Origin of the sequence: Tissierella simiarum, from assembly GCF_018917865.1 — a bacterium.
Classification (GTDB): Bacteria; Bacillota; Clostridia; order Tissierellales; family Tissierellaceae; genus Tissierella_C; species Tissierella_C simiarum.
In genome coordinates this window covers 64,966-82,341 of sequence record NZ_JAHLPM010000004.1, presented here as the reverse complement: position 1 = coordinate 82,341, position 17,376 = coordinate 64,966, and the positions used below count along the sequence as shown (strand labels likewise).

At 28.9% G+C, this 17,376-nt stretch carries 21 protein-coding genes; 2 read left to right on the top strand and 19 right to left on the bottom strand.

What is annotated here, in order from left to right:
- Positions 1–42 precede the first annotated feature (42 nt).
- From KQI42_RS06190 to KQI42_RS06130, 12 genes are all read right to left on the bottom strand, one after another.
- Positions 43–1,440: an oxaloacetate decarboxylase subunit alpha gene (locus KQI42_RS06190; RefSeq protein ID WP_216517846.1), complete on the bottom strand. Its 1,398-nt coding sequence runs from the start codon at positions 1,438–1,440 to the stop codon at positions 43–45.
- 1 nt (position 1,441) lies between these two features.
- A complete protein-coding gene (mnmM, locus tag KQI42_RS06185; protein WP_216517844.1) occupies positions 1,442–2,026 on the bottom strand; it encodes a tRNA 5-(aminomethyl)-2-thiouridylate-methyltransferase MnmM in 585 nt (194 codons plus the stop codon).
- Positions 2,016–2,429, bottom strand: a complete 414-nt coding sequence (locus tag KQI42_RS06180) for a GNAT family N-acetyltransferase (protein WP_216517842.1) — start codon at positions 2,427–2,429, stop codon at positions 2,016–2,018. The genes mnmM and KQI42_RS06180 overlap by 11 nt, the downstream gene beginning before the upstream one ends.
- A 46-nt stretch (positions 2,430–2,475) precedes the next feature.
- Positions 2,476–3,183 carry a pseudouridine synthase gene (locus KQI42_RS06175; protein WP_216517840.1) on the bottom strand — a complete coding sequence of 236 codons (708 nt, stop codon included), beginning with the start codon at positions 3,181–3,183 and terminating at the stop codon, positions 2,476–2,478.
- 61 nt (positions 3,184–3,244) lie between these two features.
- On the bottom strand, positions 3,245–4,525 hold the full coding sequence (locus tag KQI42_RS21640; protein WP_343231653.1) for an FAD-dependent oxidoreductase: 1,281 nt from the start codon (positions 4,523–4,525) through the stop codon (positions 3,245–3,247).
- Positions 4,526–4,539: 14 nt separating this feature from the next.
- Entirely contained in the window at positions 4,540–5,478 is a 939-nt protein-coding gene (locus tag KQI42_RS06160) for a sulfide/dihydroorotate dehydrogenase-like FAD/NAD-binding protein (protein WP_216517838.1), read from the bottom strand.
- 82 nt (positions 5,479–5,560) lie between these two features.
- A complete protein-coding gene (locus KQI42_RS06155; protein ID WP_343231652.1) occupies positions 5,561–6,661 on the bottom strand; it encodes a D-alanyl-D-alanine carboxypeptidase family protein in 1,101 nt (366 codons plus the stop codon).
- Between the two features lie 73 nt (positions 6,662–6,734).
- On the bottom strand, positions 6,735–7,172 hold the full coding sequence (gene ytfJ, locus KQI42_RS06150) for a GerW family sporulation protein (RefSeq protein WP_216517837.1): 438 nt from the start codon (positions 7,170–7,172) through the stop codon (positions 6,735–6,737).
- Positions 7,153–7,704, bottom strand: a complete 552-nt coding sequence (locus KQI42_RS06145; RefSeq protein WP_216517835.1) for a DUF2953 domain-containing protein — start codon at positions 7,702–7,704, stop codon at positions 7,153–7,155. Before KQI42_RS06145 ends, ytfJ begins: the two co-directional genes overlap by 20 nt.
- A 75-nt stretch (positions 7,705–7,779) precedes the next feature.
- Positions 7,780–8,328, bottom strand: coding sequence for an SMC-Scp complex subunit ScpB (gene scpB, locus KQI42_RS06140; RefSeq protein ID WP_216517833.1), 549 nt, complete (start codon positions 8,326–8,328; stop codon positions 7,780–7,782).
- Between the two features lie 3 nt (positions 8,329–8,331).
- On the bottom strand, positions 8,332–9,084 hold the full coding sequence (locus tag KQI42_RS06135) for a segregation and condensation protein A (RefSeq protein ID WP_216517830.1): 753 nt from the start codon (positions 9,082–9,084) through the stop codon (positions 8,332–8,334).
- A gap of 17 nt (positions 9,085–9,101) precedes the next feature.
- Positions 9,102–9,689, bottom strand: coding sequence for a site-2 protease family protein (locus KQI42_RS06130; protein WP_216517828.1), 588 nt, complete (start codon positions 9,687–9,689; stop codon positions 9,102–9,104).
- Between the two features lie 196 nt (positions 9,690–9,885).
- Here KQI42_RS06130 and KQI42_RS21290 point away from each other — a divergent pair, with 196 nt between their 5' ends.
- Entirely contained in the window at positions 9,886–10,140 is a 255-nt protein-coding gene (locus tag KQI42_RS21290; RefSeq protein ID WP_216517826.1) for a DMT family transporter, read from the top strand.
- Between the two features lie 31 nt (positions 10,141–10,171).
- Positions 10,172–10,372 carry a DMT family transporter gene (locus KQI42_RS21285; protein ID WP_343231663.1) on the top strand — a complete coding sequence of 67 codons (201 nt, stop codon included), beginning with the start codon at positions 10,172–10,174 and terminating at the stop codon, positions 10,370–10,372.
- A gap of 230 nt (positions 10,373–10,602) precedes the next feature.
- Here KQI42_RS21285 and KQI42_RS06115 read toward each other — a convergent pair whose 3' ends face one another.
- The 7 genes from KQI42_RS06115 to KQI42_RS06085 form a co-directional block, all read right to left on the bottom strand.
- A complete protein-coding gene (locus tag KQI42_RS06115; protein WP_216517822.1) occupies positions 10,603–11,757 on the bottom strand; it encodes a D-alanyl-D-alanine carboxypeptidase family protein in 1,155 nt (384 codons plus the stop codon).
- 179 nt (positions 11,758–11,936) lie between these two features.
- Positions 11,937–13,262 carry a pyrimidine-nucleoside phosphorylase gene (locus tag KQI42_RS06110; protein WP_216517819.1) on the bottom strand — a complete coding sequence of 442 codons (1,326 nt, stop codon included), beginning with the start codon at positions 13,260–13,262 and terminating at the stop codon, positions 11,937–11,939.
- A 14-nt stretch (positions 13,263–13,276) separates the two neighbouring features.
- On the bottom strand, positions 13,277–14,095 hold the full coding sequence (locus KQI42_RS06105; RefSeq protein WP_281420323.1) for a purine-nucleoside phosphorylase: 819 nt from the start codon (positions 14,093–14,095) through the stop codon (positions 13,277–13,279).
- Between the two features lie 11 nt (positions 14,096–14,106).
- Entirely contained in the window at positions 14,107–14,997 is an 891-nt protein-coding gene (gene xerD / locus KQI42_RS06100; RefSeq protein ID WP_216517817.1) for a site-specific tyrosine recombinase XerD, read from the bottom strand.
- Between the two features lie 88 nt (positions 14,998–15,085).
- A complete protein-coding gene (gene spoIIM, locus KQI42_RS06095; RefSeq protein WP_216517815.1) occupies positions 15,086–15,718 on the bottom strand; it encodes a stage II sporulation protein M in 633 nt (210 codons plus the stop codon).
- Between the two features lie 75 nt (positions 15,719–15,793).
- Positions 15,794–16,333 (bottom strand): NUDIX hydrolase, encoded by a 540-nt coding sequence (locus KQI42_RS06090; protein ID WP_216517812.1) that lies wholly within the window; start codon positions 16,331–16,333, stop codon positions 15,794–15,796.
- 13 nt (positions 16,334–16,346) lie between these two features.
- Positions 16,347–17,366 carry a DUF3866 family protein gene (locus KQI42_RS06085; protein WP_343231662.1) on the bottom strand — a complete coding sequence of 340 codons (1,020 nt, stop codon included), beginning with the start codon at positions 17,364–17,366 and terminating at the stop codon, positions 16,347–16,349.
- Positions 17,367–17,376 lie beyond the last annotated feature (10 nt).

The following is a 17,376-nucleotide window of genomic DNA, read 5'->3' as shown; positions in this document are numbered from 1 at the left end:
TGTTTCATATCCATAAAAAAACAAGCCTAATGGCTTGTTTTTTTACACTGGATAAGTTTTAAATTCTTCATTTAAAAGATCACTATCTATTTTATACTTTTCTGCTTGTCTTTGTTTAAAAAAGTTTAAAGCTACCTGCGGAAATAATGCATAAGTCAACACATCTTCGTCTTGTTCTATATACTCTTTAATCTCTTCTTTAAACTGGCTTAATTGAGGTTCCATAAGATCAGCAGGTCTACCAGTAAATACTTGCTCATCTCCTATTATTTTAGCTTTTATTTCTTCTTTAATGGGAACTGTTGGCTTTCCATAAAGACCTTTTACATAATTTTTAGCTTCATTAGGAACCATCTTATATCTTTCCCCTAATACTATGTTGAATACAGCTTGTGTACCTACCATTTGGCTCATAGGTGTTACAAGAGGAGGATATCCAAAATCTTCTCTTACTTTTGGAACTTCTTTTAAGACATCTTCAAATTTATCTAAAGCCCCTTGACTACTTAGTTGAGAAACTAAGTTAGAAAGCATCCCTCCTGGAACCTGATACTTTAAAGTATTAACATCAACATTAAGTACTTTCGTATTTAATAAGCCTTCTTTTAAGTATCTATCTCTTAATCCTTTAAAGTAATCAGAAATTTCTAGAAGCAGTTCCATATCTATTTCTGGATAATAAGGTGAATCTTCTAAAGAAGCTATCATAGATTCAGTTGCCGGCTGACTAGTTCCCATTCCTAATGGAGATATAGCAGTATCTATAATATCTGCCCCAGCTTCTACAGCCTTCATATAAGTTTGATTTGCTATACCACTGGTAAAGTGAGAATGAATTTGAATAGGAATATTAATAACCTTCTTTAATTCTCTCACCAACTCTTCTGCAGCATAAGGTAATAAAATTCCAGACATATCCTTAATACAAATAGAATCTGCCCCCATACTTTGCATTTCTTTTGCCAATTTAATATAATATTTATTATTATGTACTGGACTCGTAGTATAGGAAATCGCAGCTTGAGCATGACCACCATATTTCTTTGTTGCTGCTATAGAAGTTTTTATATTTCTAGTATCATTTAAAGCATCAAATACTCTAATTATATCAATTCCATTTTCTATAGATTTTTTTACAAATTCCTCTACTATATCATCTGGATAATGTCTATATCCTAATAAATTTTGACCTCTTAAGAGCATTTGTAATTTAGTATTTTTAAATGCTTTTCTTAATACCCTCAATCTTTCCCAAGGGTCTTCATTTAAAAAACGTAAACAAGAATCGAAAGTGGCTCCTCCCCACACCTCAAGGGAATGAAATCCTACCTTATCCAATTTTTCAGCAATTGGTAACATATCTTCAGTCCTCATTCTTGTAGCTATTAAAGACTGATGGGCATCTCTTAAAACAGTTTCTGTAATTTTAACACCTGCCATCTTAATCCCTCCTAAGTTTGGATTTTTCTACGCCATAAAGAACTGGCGGATTATTTATCTGATTAATAAAATCATATTTTAAAACATTAAATTCTTTTTGATTTAATTTACTTAAAAATTCTTCAACAGAATTTTTTTCTTCCATTCCACCTTCATGACCAACATAACAAGTAATTAGAAGTAAACCATTTTCTTTAAGTAGATCCAATGACTTTCCTATACTCACTAAAGTAGTACTAGGTTTTGTCTTAATATTCTTATCTCCTTTAGGCAGATAACCCAAGTTATATATTACAAAATCTAACTTTTCCTCTATGTATGAATCAATATTTTCATGCCCATCTTCTATCAAAACTACTCTATCCAGTAACTCTTCATCAATTAGCCTTTGTTTCGTAATCTCTATTGCCTTTCTTTGAATATCAAAACCGTAAACTTTTCCCTTATCTCCAACAAGTTTTGCCAATAGTATTGTATCATTTCCATTACCTACTGTACAGTCTAAAACTACTTTTCCTTCTTTAATATGCATATAAATAAATTCTCTTGTTATCTCAATGGTATTGATAATATTTTTATAAGTCATTTAAGTCACCACAGCTTTTACATGATCTATTAAGAAAAGTAGGAATATGAATTTGTAATTTTAAATTAGAATCTATACTGTACTCAAAACCTTTCTTTAGTAAGTAATTATTTTCACTAGAATAAAAAATTTGTTTAATCCCTATGGAATTTAGTTTATTTAATAATGCTCTAAGCAGACCATCTCCTAAATTTGAACCTCGCTGATCCTTAATTATTAATAAGTAATCAAAGATTCCATAATCTTTTACAATAGTAGCTTTAGCTGCTCCAATAATCCTCTCATTGTCGTACATTACATATATTATATCATTATTTGTTATATTGTTAACAATATTTTCATCTTTTAATAGACCTGTTATTAAATATATTTCACTTTCATTTATTTCTCGTAACACTAGCATAAACACCCTCCTATGTAAAAAATTAAGCATCGCAATAATTGCAATGCTATAACTTTTTTAAGTATTCAATTTCTTGCTCAGTAAGATATCTCCACATACCTAATTCCAAGCTGCCAAGCTCTATATCTCCGATTGCAATTCTCTTCAATTTCTTTACAGGATGATTTATTGCTTCACACATTTTCTTCACTTGTCTATTTCTGCCTTCATGAATTCCTATTTCTAAAGCAGATTCATTTTCATATCTCTTTGCTATTCTAATAAATGCTTCAGCAGTAGTCTTTCCATCAATCATAAGACCTTTACTGAACTTTTCTAATTCCCATTTATTTGGAATTCCTTCTACTATAGCAATATATCTTTTAATGATTTCATGACTAGGATGGGTTAATTTATATGCCAAATCTCCATCATTAGTTAAAAGCAGTAATCCAGTAGTATCTGCATCTAATCTTCCAACAGGATAAATCCTTTCTTTTATTCCTTCAATTAAATCTGTAACTATTCTTCTATTTTTCTCATCCTTTAAGGTTGTTACAAATCCAACAGGTTTATTCAACATAATATAGACTTTTCTTTTTTCTAATCTTACTCTTTTGTCCTTTACTTTAATAATATCTTTCTCAGGGTCTACTGTAGTGCCAAGCTCTTTTACAATCTTATTATTCACTTTAACTTTTCCATCTAAAATCATTTCTTCAGACTTTCTTCTAGAAGCAACCCCACAAAGAGCCATGTATTTTTGTAATCTCATCTAAATACTCCTTTCAGTTCTTATATTAACCATTCTAACTCTTTTAAAATGAAATGTAAATTTAAATTAATTGTTTCTCATAAACACCTATTAAATTCTCACTTTTAACTTTTTCTTCTATGACTGATAAATCTGTGGTATATAGATTTTTCTCCTTCATTCTAGTAAAATACGTACTACCTGCAAAAGTATATCTATCTCTTATACCTTCCTCAGTTTCTTTCATTTCGTTTTCGAAACTAATTATATCTCCTACAGCTAACGTATTTGGTAACTCCAATAATTCCATGTCAGCTAAATATCTTACACTGTTATGACCAGCCAAGCTTCCTGTGGTTATAGCTTCTGTATGACCTACAAATAGACCAGCTTTTTCACCACCACAAAATAGATTATTTAAACCTCTTACTTTCATAAAATTATCTCTTGGTGCTAAAGATAAATATCTTACAGAGTTTCCCTTCCCTCCTGAATAAGGATCTTCATACTTAGCATTCTCCATTCCTTTTATTTTTCTCAACTTTTCTAAAGGATAAAAGGAAGTCATTAATTTACAGTGACCTGTATCCAAAAGAATTATATTTTCTGCATATTCTACTAAAGCATATTGCTGACATACTTTCTTATTTAACTTATCTAGCTGGATATCTTCTTTCGGAATAGGTATTACTAATACCCCCTCTTTATCTAGTATTTCTCTTATTTCTTGACTTAATGAATCTTTATTCAACTTACATGAACCACTCATTGCTCCATAGGATCCATCCTTTTTCTTTCCCACTAAATCTTTAACTCCTGCTTTTTCACTAATACTGACTCGAGGACCATAAGAAGGACACCTTAATATGCACATAGCACATCCATTTCCATAATTATAGCAGTTTCCCATAGGACCAGTAGAGCCAGTAGTATCGATAAATACTTCGCCATAAATTACATCATCATTGTTTAAAATTATGGCTTTTAACTGACCATTTTCAACTACAACATCAGTAGCCCTAGTTTCTAATAAAATTTCTATTCCCATACTTACAAGAAACCTCTTTATCTCAGGCTCTATTTTTGTAACATCATATAAACTAGCATGATTATGTCCTGGAAAAGTAATATTTTTGTGTCTAGACAAATCATCTGTTATTTTAAAAAGTTCCTTTGCACCCATTAATATATTCTCTTCAGTAGCTGTAAATCTTCCATTATTTCTCATTATACCGCCAACATTACCTAATCCTAACAATAAATCTGTTTTTTCTATTAATGTAACTTCTGCTCCTGCTTTCTTGGCTGAGATACTTGCAGCAATTCCTGCCCAACCTCCACCAATTATAACAACTCTATTCACAAATCCACCCCCTATTAATAAATTAAATTCGGATTTATTATAGCCTTACAACTCTTTATTCTTTTACCATTTTTCATCTTCCTAGTACAAGAGCCACATATACCTTCACCACAACAAATTAAATTATTATTAGTTGCTGCGAACTTAATTTCCTTATTAATATTTTTAATAATATTGGATATTTTCCTATGAAGAACATCAGCTCCTGCACTAAAAACTAGATTAATCTGATTATTTATTAAACAATCTTCAATTTGTTTCTGACCTTCTTCTGATAAAACATCTAATTCGATAATCTTTAAATTACTTACATCTGTTATTAAATCTATATAATTTAAATTTATTTTCCCTTTATCCAGAAAAATCACTATTTCATTATTTTTTTCAGCTAATTTTTTTAAAGGTATACCGATGGAAGATTGACCTATACCTCTAGTAATAATTGCACAATTAGAATTAGCTAAAGAATCTATATTATTAATTCCTATAATTCCATTCCAATATGGTCCCCTAATACCTAAATTCAACTTTTCATTAAGTTTTTTAGTTTTTACCCCTATTTCTTGATACACTATATAAATATGGTTTTCATCTAAATCAAATATAGACATAGGTGCCTCAAAGTAATGTATATCACTATTACCTTTTATAAAAACATACGAACCAAATCTATTTAATTGATCAATTAACTCTTTTTCAACTTTGATCTTTAATAGAATAACTCTTTCCGAGAGATTCATTTTTTTCTCAACATATCCTTCAAATATTTTTCTTTGTTCTTTAGATTTATAGTTATTCATTCTATATTCATAAAAAATACATACACCATTCCAATTACAATCACAAAATTTTTCTCCCCTAAGTATTGAACAAGATATACAGCTATCATTGTCCGCTAGATGACAGGGGCAGTATTTACTTCCTCCATCTATACATTTATATAAATCAACCATAACAATCCCCCTTTTAATGCTATATTATATAAGATACTTAATATATTAATAAAAGGTTACAAAAAAAGCCCTAAGGCTTTTATTAGTTTTTGAATATATTTATTATTTTATCTATAAAACTAATTTTATCTATTGACTCCTTTACAACTAAATTATCTTTACGTATTAACTGTCCATCCAAATATGTTTGTATTGATCCTAATACTTTGCCTTTCTCTATGGGAGCTTCTAAGATTGTAGGATTATCTATACTAATTTTTACTTTACTTTTTTCACCCTCCTTTAAAGGATAAGTAAGGCTATTTTCTGCAACTAAAATTACATATTCTTTTTTACCATTTACAACAGGCACTTTAGTTATATATTGATTTTTATCGTAGATTATATGGGGAGTATATTTTTCAAAACCATAATTTAATAGTTTATAGTTGTCATTAAACCAATCTCCTGCATTTAGGACTACTGCTATAAGTTGCATTCCTTTCCTGGTGGCACTAGATACTAAACATCTACCTGCCCTCATTGTATATCCAGTCTTAACTCCATCTCCCCCTTCATATTCCCAAAGGGTTTGATTTTTATTATAAAAATAATTATTTTCATCTCTCTTAGCAGTCCAAGTTTTCGCTTTAACAATATTTTTAAATTCTTCATGTTTTAAAGCTTCTCTAGTTATTAAAGCCAAATCATAAGCTGTAGTATAATGATTGTCATTTGGAAGACCATGAGGATTCATAAAATTAGTATCTACGGCTCCAACTTCTTCTGCCTTCTTATTCATTAACTCTATGAAATTATCTACCCCTCGCCCCACATAGTCAGCTATAGAAACAGCTGCATCATTTCCCGATCTAAGCATTAATCCATATAGTAAATCCCTTAAAGAAATAATTTCTCCCTCTCTTAAGTATATACTAGAACCTTCTATACCTACACCAGTCTTTTTAATATTTATTTTATCTTCTAATTTTCCATTTTCAATAGCTACTAAAGCAGTCATAATCTTTGTAGTGCTTGCCATAGGCATTTTTTCATGTGAGTTCTTTTCATAAAGTATCCTACCTGAATTCCCATCTATTAAAATTCCACTTATTGCACTTAAACTAAGATTATCTCCATAAGATATGCTAGTAGTTAAAACCATAAGTGTTATCAATATTATAACGGAGATTTTTCTTTTCACTTAAAACCCTCCTTATTAATTTAATAGAAGCAAGATATAGAATCTTGCTTCTATTCATCTTTGAAATATTCATTTAGCTTTCTATATCTGTTTCTATATTCATATTTTCACATTTTCCATTTTTATTTTTCTTAAAAGATTGTTGCATATTATCTGCCATTTTACCAACAAAATCAAACAAATTGGTTAAGGCACTATTGCCTTCATCTACAGTTAACAACTTAACTTGATTATTTCCTACTACAATAAAACCAACAGGCTGTACTGAAACCCCAGCTCCACTACCTCCTCCAAAAGGAAGTTTTTCCTCATCCATTGAATCGTTGTTTTTTCTACATTTATTAAATTCACTACCCCCTGAAGCAAAGCCAAAGGAAATTTTTGAAACTGGTATAATAACTGATCCATCTGGAGATTGTACTGGATCACCTACTATTGTGTTAACATCTACCATCTCTTTTAAACTATTCATGGTCGTTTTCATAAGACCTTCAATTGGATGCTCTGGCAAAATTTTCACCACCTTCTTTTTCTTTTAATATCCTTATATATGCAGTAATAATATAAACCAAATTTAATTTAATTATACAATTTAGATGTATTTGAAATATATTTTCATTAAATATAGGAAGTACATTTATTTCTCTACTTATAACTTTGTCTATATCCTTATTCATAAATAAAATGCTTAATATAATATTTATAAGACTCCAACATACTCCAGTAGTTATCCCTAATAAAAAAGGATCGCTTATTCCTATGGTTAAGGTTAAAAATAACTTTTCAATTTTTCCTTTATCAAGAAAATATTTAATGTATTCTTTAGAAGATACTTTTTTGCTACCGTTGTTAGTGTCTTTACATTTATTTTCTTTGTTATTAGAATCTATTTCCTTTTTAACTAGGCCAAACAAATAACTAAATATTATTTTATAATTACTTCCATCCAGATATGTATAATCTATTTTAATTTTTAAAGGTATTAACAATAATACTATTAATAATATTATTATTATGGTAATAATAATCACAAAATAATCCATGAATTCACCTCGTACTTATAAATTCTTTTTATTATCTTTCCAAAAAAAAGAAAAATAATACTAAAACTCTTAGTATTATTTTTCTAAGTCTATATCATCTAATTCTCCTTCGTTTATCTCTCGTAAAGGAGGTAACTCTTCTAAAGTCTCTAAACCAAAATATCTTAAAAATTCATTTGTAGTTCCATAAAGAATAGGTCGTCCCGTTCTCTCTAACCTACCTTTTTCTTCTATTAACCCTCTTTCAACTAAAGTTTCAATGGCTTTATCACATCTAACGCCTCTAATAATCTCAATATCACTTTTAATTATAGGTTGTCTATAAGCTATAATGGATAAAGTTTCAATAGCTGCATTGGATAAGCTCTTTGCCATTCTAGGATTTGACAGTTTTTTAAGCCACTCAAAGTGTTCTGATCTTGTCCCTAACTGATAGGTATCTTTAATCTTTATAATCTTTAGTCCTCTTCTATTGTAATCAAAATCATCTATCATTTCTTCTAATATACCTTTTACCTCTTTTTCCTCAATTTCTAAGATAGAGGCTATATCCTTTAATTCTAAGGGATCTCCCCAAGTAAATAGCAAAGATTCTATTATTGATTTAATTTCCCTTACATCCATATGTTAGTGCACCTCTTTAATTCTTTTATTGATAATTAAGTCTGAAAAATTTTCTTCTTGATTTACATAGATATACTTCATTCTGATTAATTCTAAAACAGATAAAAAGTATGTTACAATCTCTTTTCGGTTACATTCTTCGTCTAAAAGAGAACTAAATTTTATAGTCTCTTGATTTTCTAATTGAATTTTTATATCATTTATGCACTCTTCTAAGGTATATTCTTCTCTTTGCATTTCATTAATATCTATAGATTTACTAGTTTTATTTCTTTTTTTTAAAATATTGTTTAAAGATTTAATTAAAAGATTTAAATCTAATCCTTCTAAGTCAATTTCTTTATCTTCATAAAGAGTTAAGTCTTCTTTAGGTTTATAATAAATTTTACTTTGAATCTCTTCATAAAATCGTAACTCTTTAGATATATTTTTATATTTTTTATACTCTACTAATCTTCTAACCAATTCCATTCTTGGATCAACTTCTTCTAATTCTAATTGTATATTATCATTTTGATCCGTTTTTTGTTGAGGAAGTAGCATCTTAGATTTTATTTCAAGTAAAGTTGCTGCCATAACTAAAAAATCGCTAGCAAGTTCTAAATTTAATTCCTCCATTTGATAAATATAATTTATATACTGCTCTGTAATATCATTAATAGGTATATCATAAATATCAATTTGAGCTTTTTCAATTAAGTGTAATAATAAGTCTAAGGGTCCTTCAAAGGACTCTAACATTATTTTATACTCCATATAATCTACTCCCATTCCTAACCTAATATCTTAATTAATAAATTTAATGTAATATCAATTAAAGGACTTAAAATACGATCAATAGTATTAGTTCCTATCAATATAATTAAAATAAGATAAAAATACTTTTCATATTTATAAAAATAATATTCATATTTACTTGGTAGTAAACTTGCTACTATCTTTGAACCATCTAAAGGAGGAAACGGTAATAAATTGAAAACTCCAAGCATTATATTATACCATAAAGTAATAAGTAAAATCTGAAAAAGTACGTAATTAGAAATAATATTCAATGATAATATAAATCCTATAATTACTGCTATAATGAAATTAGTAAATGGCCCTGCTAAGGATACTAAAATAGTATCTCTTTTTCTTTTTTTAAAATTAAAAGGATTTATAGGAACTGGCTTAGCCCAACCAAACTTGAAAATTAATAAAAATATGAAACCGACTAAATCAATATGTTTAAAAGGATTTAAAGTTAATCTACCTAAATCTTTTGCTGTATTATCTCCTAACCGATAGGCTGCTAAACCATGAGCTAACTCATGAAAAATAATAGCTATAAATAAGCCTGGTAAACTTATTAACATATCCATATAAATAACCCTTCTTTCTATAATTATCTATACTTAAACATTATACAACCTCGACATGTTAAAGTCGAGGTCATTATATAATTTATTCTGTATTATCAAAATTATCAAGGTATATTATCCCAAGCCTCTGAGATTTGGGTGGTTCGATGTACCAGCTAACCCTGTTAGCATTACTAGAACACTCGGGATTGTCATTATGATTTTTGCCATTTCATTGGTTCAACCTAAAAAGAAAAAAGATTTAACTATGGTGTCAAAAGAAGAAAAGAAGGTTAGTAAAATCACTTGGATAATTTTAGGTGTTTTATCCGGATTTTTACTACCATTGCAAACTACTACTAATGGAAAACTTCGTACTGCAACGGGCTCTCTTTTAGGGGCGAGCTTTATTTCTTTTTTTGTTGGCATGATTATCTTGATTATTTTGATATTGATTACTAACATCGCTTAGAGTTTCCTTTGTATGACACTCAAAAAATCGTATTCCTATTTGGATATATATGGGCGGTATATTTGGCATATTTATTGTAACAGGCAACATTGTCTTGTTACCTGTACTTGGATCGGTTTTAACTACTATGATTTTCCTATTGGGACAAATGATTATGGCATTAACAATCGATCAGTTTGGAATGTTTAATTTACAAAAAAGAAAAATTGATAGTAGAAGAATTACTATCTAGTATTGATGATTATTGGAAACATATTTGTTAAGTTCTTGTAATCTTATATGTTAGACTAAGCATGTATTCAATATATTCGAAAAAACTACCAAGTTATGCTTGCTTGGTAGTTTTTTCTTAAAGTAACAATCCCTTATAGTTAAGATTTTTATTTTTATAAAAAACTATAATAATAAAGATCTTATTTTTTTATAGTAGGTCATTGTAGTAAAAATAAAAACCATAATAACCTATCTACCCATTAAGAGCCCCTTTAATGTCTTTTTAAGAATATTAGCTAAATTAGCTTTTTCCACATTAGATTTAGCAACTAATTTAATCTTATCAACTTCTTTCCCCTCTAATCTTACTATAAGTAATCCAACCTCATCTCCAGCATTTATTGGAGCATTTACATGTTCTGGTAATACTATTTCTTTATCTATTTTTCCTTTATCACCTTTAGGCAATAATATATAACTATCTTTTTCTAGCATTGCCTCAATAAAAGCTGATTTTCCTTTTTCTACAGAAACTTTTCCCAAAATATCCCCTTTTCTACCAACAGTTATAGAATCATAGTTTGCAAAACCGTAATCTAATAGTCTTTTACTTTCATCAAATCTAATCTTAGACGTTTCAGACCCCATAATTACTGCAATCAATTGTAGATTACCTCTCTTAGCTGATCCTGATAGACAAAATCCTGCTTCATTAGTGGATCCAGTTTTAATTCCATTAGCTCCCTCATATTCTTTTATGAGCCTATTAGTATTTACCATGGTTTGAATACTGCTTTTAGTTTTACCAACTTTTAAATCGTACATATATATAGTTAACCAGTCATGAATTTTATTATATTTTAATAATTCTTTTGACATTAAAGCTATATCATATGCAGATGTATAATGATTTTCACTAGGTAATCCACTACAATTCATAAAATTAGTATCCTTCATTCCTAAAGCTTTAGCTTTATCATTCATCATTTTAACAAAGATTTCTTCACTACCAGCTATATGCTCTGCCAAAGCTACTGAAGCATCATTGGCTGATCTTAAGCAGATAGCTTTAAATATCTCTTCAACTTTTTGAATTTCTCCAGCTTCTAAAAAAACTTGGCTACCTCCCATTCCTGAAGCATGATCACTTACTGAGACGTCATCGTTAAGTTTTATTTTTCCTGTTTCTAATGCTTCCATCCCTAATAATAAGGTCATTATCTTTGTAACACTTGCTGGAGCCAATCTTTCATTTAAGTTTTTCTCATATATTATTTCTCCAGTATTATAGTCCATCAACACAGCTGACTTAGCATTAATATTTAAATCTCCTTCAGCAAATGCCATTGCTACAGAAGACAAGATAAAAACTACTAAAATAATGGATGCTATTTTTCTTTTCAACCTATTACCTCCAATCCATATGTTTACTTTTATATTATCCATTAAATGTTTACTTATACTTAGTATAAATCATTTACAATAAATGGATAGATTATTCATTAATTATTTAAATTGTAAAATAACAAATTAGGATAAAAAATAAAGAAGCTATAGTAATTTTCACTATAACTTCTAAAATATTAAAGATGTTGTATTCCACTACTGCTAATTTCTTCATAAATTAGCTTTTTAGAAATAGGATTTTTTTCACCTATTATATATAGTTCCTTTAATCTTTCCTCAGCAATTTTAACTTTTTCTAAATCATTTGAGTGAATATATGCCAAAACATCTCCCATGAAAACTTTATCATCTACTTTTTTATTTAATACAATACCAGCTGCTAAATCTAATTCACTGTCTAAAGTTTCTCTACCAGCACCTAAAATTAAAGCACACTTTCCAACTTCTTCAGCATTTAATGCTTTAACATAACCTTCTTTAGAACTTTTGACTTCTATTATATATTTAGCTGTTGGAAGTAAATGTGGATTCTCAATAGATGAAATATCTCCATCTTGATATTTAACCAATTCTATAAGTTTGCTATAAGCTTTGCCGCTATTGACAACTTCTATTAAAAGGTTTCTACCTTCTTTTTCAGTACTAACCCTTTTCGCAAGAACTAACAACTTAGAACCTAAAACTAAGCATAATTCATATAAATCCTCAGGTCCATCACCTTTTAATGTTGCAATCGCTTCCTTCACTTCTAAAGCATTTCCTATCGCATTTCCCAACGGTTCGTCCATATTAGTAACTACAGCTACAGTTTCTCTACCATATCCACATCCAATTTCTACCATTTCTTTTGCTAGATTAATGGAATCATCAATACTCTTCATAAAAGCTCCACTACCAACTTTAACATCTAAGACTATAGCATCTGACTTAATTGCTAGTTTTTTACTCATAATACTACTAGCAATTAATGATAGGTTTTCTACAGTAGCTGTCACATCCCTTAAGGCATAAAACTTTTTATCTGCTGGAGTAATATTGGCAGTTTGACTGCAAATAGAAATGTTTATCTTATTAGCATTATTAATAAACTCTTCTTTACTTAAAGCTACTCTAAAATTACTTATTGATTCTAATTTATCTAAAGTTCCACCAGTATGTCCTAAACCTCTACCTGACATTTTTACAAAAGGAACATCACAAGCTGCTACCATTGGTCCTAGTATTAGTGTAGTAGTATCTCCTACACCGCCAGTTGAATGTTTATCAACTTTAATTCCCTTTATACTAGACAAATCTACTGTATCTCCTGAATTAATCATAGCACTAGTCAAATCCAAAGTTTCTTTTTTATCCATTTTGTTTAAAAATATTGCCATTAATAAAGCAGACATCTGATAATCTGGGATATTACCATTTGTATAATTGTCAACAAAAAAGTTTATTTCTTCTGTAGATAAAATATTTCCATCTCTCTTCTTCTTAATAAGATCGTACATCCTCATTTTTACCACTCCACTTATATGTTGTATAATATTTCTATTAATAATTTTTCAAAATTATCTTTAACTTTTATTGATGTTTCAATTACTTCCTCATGATTTAATGGTTGATCTAAAATACCCGCTGCCATATTTGTAATACAAGAAATACCTAGAACGTTAATCCCTTCATGATTAGCGACAATTACTTCTGGAACAGTAGACATACCTACAGCATCTGCTCCTAAAGTTATAGCTAACCTAATCTCAGCAGGAGTCTCATAAGTAGGGCCTGTAAACCACATATAGACACCCTCTTTTAAGTTCATATTAAGTTTACTTCCCGTTTCTTTAGCAATTCTTATTAAATCTCTATTATATGCTTTAGTCATGTCCACAAATCTTGGTCCCAGCTCATTTAAATTTTCTCCAATTAAAGGATTTTGTCCAGTAAAATTAATATGGTCTGTAATAATCATTAGATCTCCAGGTTTAAAGCTTTTGTTTGATCCTCCAGCTGCATTAGTTACTATTAAATTTTTAATACCTATTCCAATCATTACTCTTATAGGAAAAGTTACATCTTTTAAAGGATATCCTTCATAATAATGAAATCTTCCTTGCATAGCCACAACAGTTTTATTTCCTAGCTCCCCTATTACAAGTTGACCCTTATGACCTTCAACAGTAGAAACTGGAAAACTAGGTATGTCTCTATATTCAATAATCACTGGATTTTCAATCCTATCAGCTAAACTACCTAGACCAGAACCTAAAATTAAACCTATTGTAGGTTTAGTTTTAATCTTTGAAGTAATAAATTCAACACTTTCTTTAATTTTATCCATATAGTTCATATTATACCCTCCTATGCTCTTGGATGTGATTTATTATAAACTTCTCTTAATTCCTTGTTATTTGATGCAAAAGAATAAATTTGAGTAGTAGATATATCTGAATGACCAAGCATTTCTTGTACTGTTTTCATATCTGCTCCATTTTCTATAAGATGGACTGCAAAAGAATGCCTCAGAGTATGAGGAGTAATGGTTTTATCAATATTAGATTTTTTAGTATACTCTTTGATTATTTTCCAAAACCCCTGTCTAGTTAATCTGTTTCCACTATAATTTATAAATATAGGATCTTTATAACTTAGCCCCTCTTCATTTCTATAGGATTTTATATAATGGAATAAACTTTTTAGAGCAATGGTACCTACAGGAATTATTCGTTCAGTACCGTTATTATCTTTTAAGTGAATATATCCTACATCTAAATCTACATCTTCTATATTCAATGAAATAATTTCTGAAACTCTAACTCCAGTAGCATATAGTAATTCTAACATAGCCTTGTCCCTTGATCCCTTAAAATCCCCTAAATTAGGTTGAGATAGTAGCAAGTCTACCTCTTCTTTAGTTAAAACATTAGGTAATTTTTTTTCACATTTAGGTGACTTTAAATTTAGAGTGGGGTCTTCTTTAATAAAATTATTATTTAATAAGTATTGATAAAAGCATCTAATCGAAGCTAGGTTTCTAGATATCGTGGAAGTAGCTTTTCCACTTTTCTGCAAATACATTAAATATGTAATAATTATGGTTTTATTACCATCCATAATTGTTTGTATGTTATTCTCATACAAATAATCTTCAAATTGTTTAATATCTCTTATGTATGCTTCTAAAGTATTAGATGTCAATCCCTTCTCATTACTTATATAATCAATATATTCTTTCATAATCCTATCAGACATTTATAGTTCTCCTTTGTAAAAAAGTTATAATATAGTTAATTCAACAAAAACGCTAAAAATCCTGCATTATTTTGGAGATTGTTGGTATTTAAAAATAGCTTACTACCATATTTAAAAAAATTGGGGAAATAAATGCTTCTATTAAACATCCTCCCAGCATTACAACGCATAAAATCAAAATTAAAATAGAATAATTTCTAATATTTCCATGAAACTCATTCTTAGTATACTTTATCCTTTTGTTTTTAATATTCCCAAGAGAATAGGACATGCCAATAGCTGCTATCACTAGTATGCTAGGAATAAACAATAAATTTTGAGGCAATATTCCTAATATAGAAAATAAAAATCCTTTAACTCCAAATTCATTCACTAAAAACCCAACAGTAAATCCAATAGCAATACCTCTTACAGCAACCACAATAGGTATTATAGGTATGCCTAAGATAATAAAACCTGTAATCCAAAGCATAAATACAGTTTTTAGATTATCTAATAAAGAATTTTTTAATATTCCCATATTATTTAATTTTTTTTCTCCCATAGATTTAAAAAAAGAATTGAGAAACTTTATTATACCACTTTTCTGCTCAATATTTAATTCTTTTATTAAAATAGACCCTAAAATTATACCTAAAACAAAAAATATCATTAAAATAAAATATAAAATAAAATTAGTTTGGAAATGCCTTTTAAATAAATTTTTAATTTTGTAGGGCAATAATATATCCTCCCTTCTTAATTATACAAGCCTTATAAGAAATACTATGCAAAGAAGGAGGATATTATCACCAGATTATTTTTCACTTAAATATTTTTTTGCCATAAAAATACCAACTATAGTCTTACTATCTACAATTTCTCCTCTATCAATCATTTTCATTAAATCATCAATATTTACCTTTATTACTTCAATAAATTCGTCACTTTCAGGTACAGCATCACCTTCAACTAATCCTGTAGCTAAAAACAAATGCATTTTTTCATTAGAAAATCCAGGAGAAGTAAAAAATTCAAATAAATATTCCATTTTATTTGAAACATACCCTGTTTCCTCCTTTAATTCTCTATTAGCTGTTTCTCTAGGTTCCTCATTAATTTCAAGTTTACCTGCTGGAATTTCTAATAGAGATTTTTCTACTGGTTTTCTAAATTGTTTTACCAAGATAATACAGTTATCATCCGTAACAGGAACTATAGCCACAGCTCCAGGATGTTCGACAATTTCTCGTTTTGAATATTTTTTGTCTGGTAGTTCAACAGTATCAATCCTTAAGTTAAGAATTTTCCCCTCATAAATTTTTTCTGATTTCATGGTCTTTTCTTCATAAATCATAAAATAACCTCCCCTAAGTAAGCAGCTTATTAATATGTTTTCCCACTGCCCCTAAAGTAATAAAATAATCTAAATCTTCATCTATTGTTCTTCCCATAGTAGTTATATTTAAGTCAAAATACTTCATGGCTTCAATAATCTCTTTCCCATTTTCGATAATGATATTGTGTAATATGTCTAATTTATATTTTTTGATTTGATTATTTATTAATTCAAACTTATTACAATCTAAATACGGAATTACAACATCGCTAGAAGTTTTTGCTATTTCAGATAATACAGTTATAGTATGATGGCTTATTCCTCTATGTCTTTCTCTGCTATCCTTAAAACTAATTCTAGGAACTGTTATAGGCTTACCGCCTAAGCTATTTATAGCATCAATTATCTGACCTTGCTCAATACCACTAAAACCGTATTTGGTTCCAGTACCTACAATACCTGGTCCCATGGAGATAATAGTAACATCTCCCTTTAAAATTTCTTTAGCAGCAATAAGTCCAGTATAAATATTCGTACATTCTAAATCTCCACCAAAAGCATGTCCTATAGTTATAGTCTTATTAATTATATTTTTTTCTTTCAATTCTTTTACGGTTTTACTAAAATAAATAGGTAAAGAGCCACCATCTGTCATTATATAATTAATTGAAATATCTTTGTTTAACCATTTTATCATGGAAGAAATAGGTCCAATCATACTATGAAGTGTACATACAACAAATTTATGCCCATCTAGAGACTCGAAATTATCATAAACACTTCTATAGGGACTACTTTCTTCCTCTGCTACTAAGCATTTAATTTGATATGGGGTATATCTTAACTTCATTATATGACCTAATCCTTCTAAATCTATTTTTTCTATATCACAATTGTACATAACAAAATGATATCCTCCAGTTCCTAAGGACAATTCTACAGCTGTAGTATTTAAAACTACAGTATTACCAATTTTCACTTTTCCAGTTAAATCATTATAATTTACAGCAGGATATAAATCCCCATCTATGCCTACTTCAATCCAAGAAATATGCTTATCA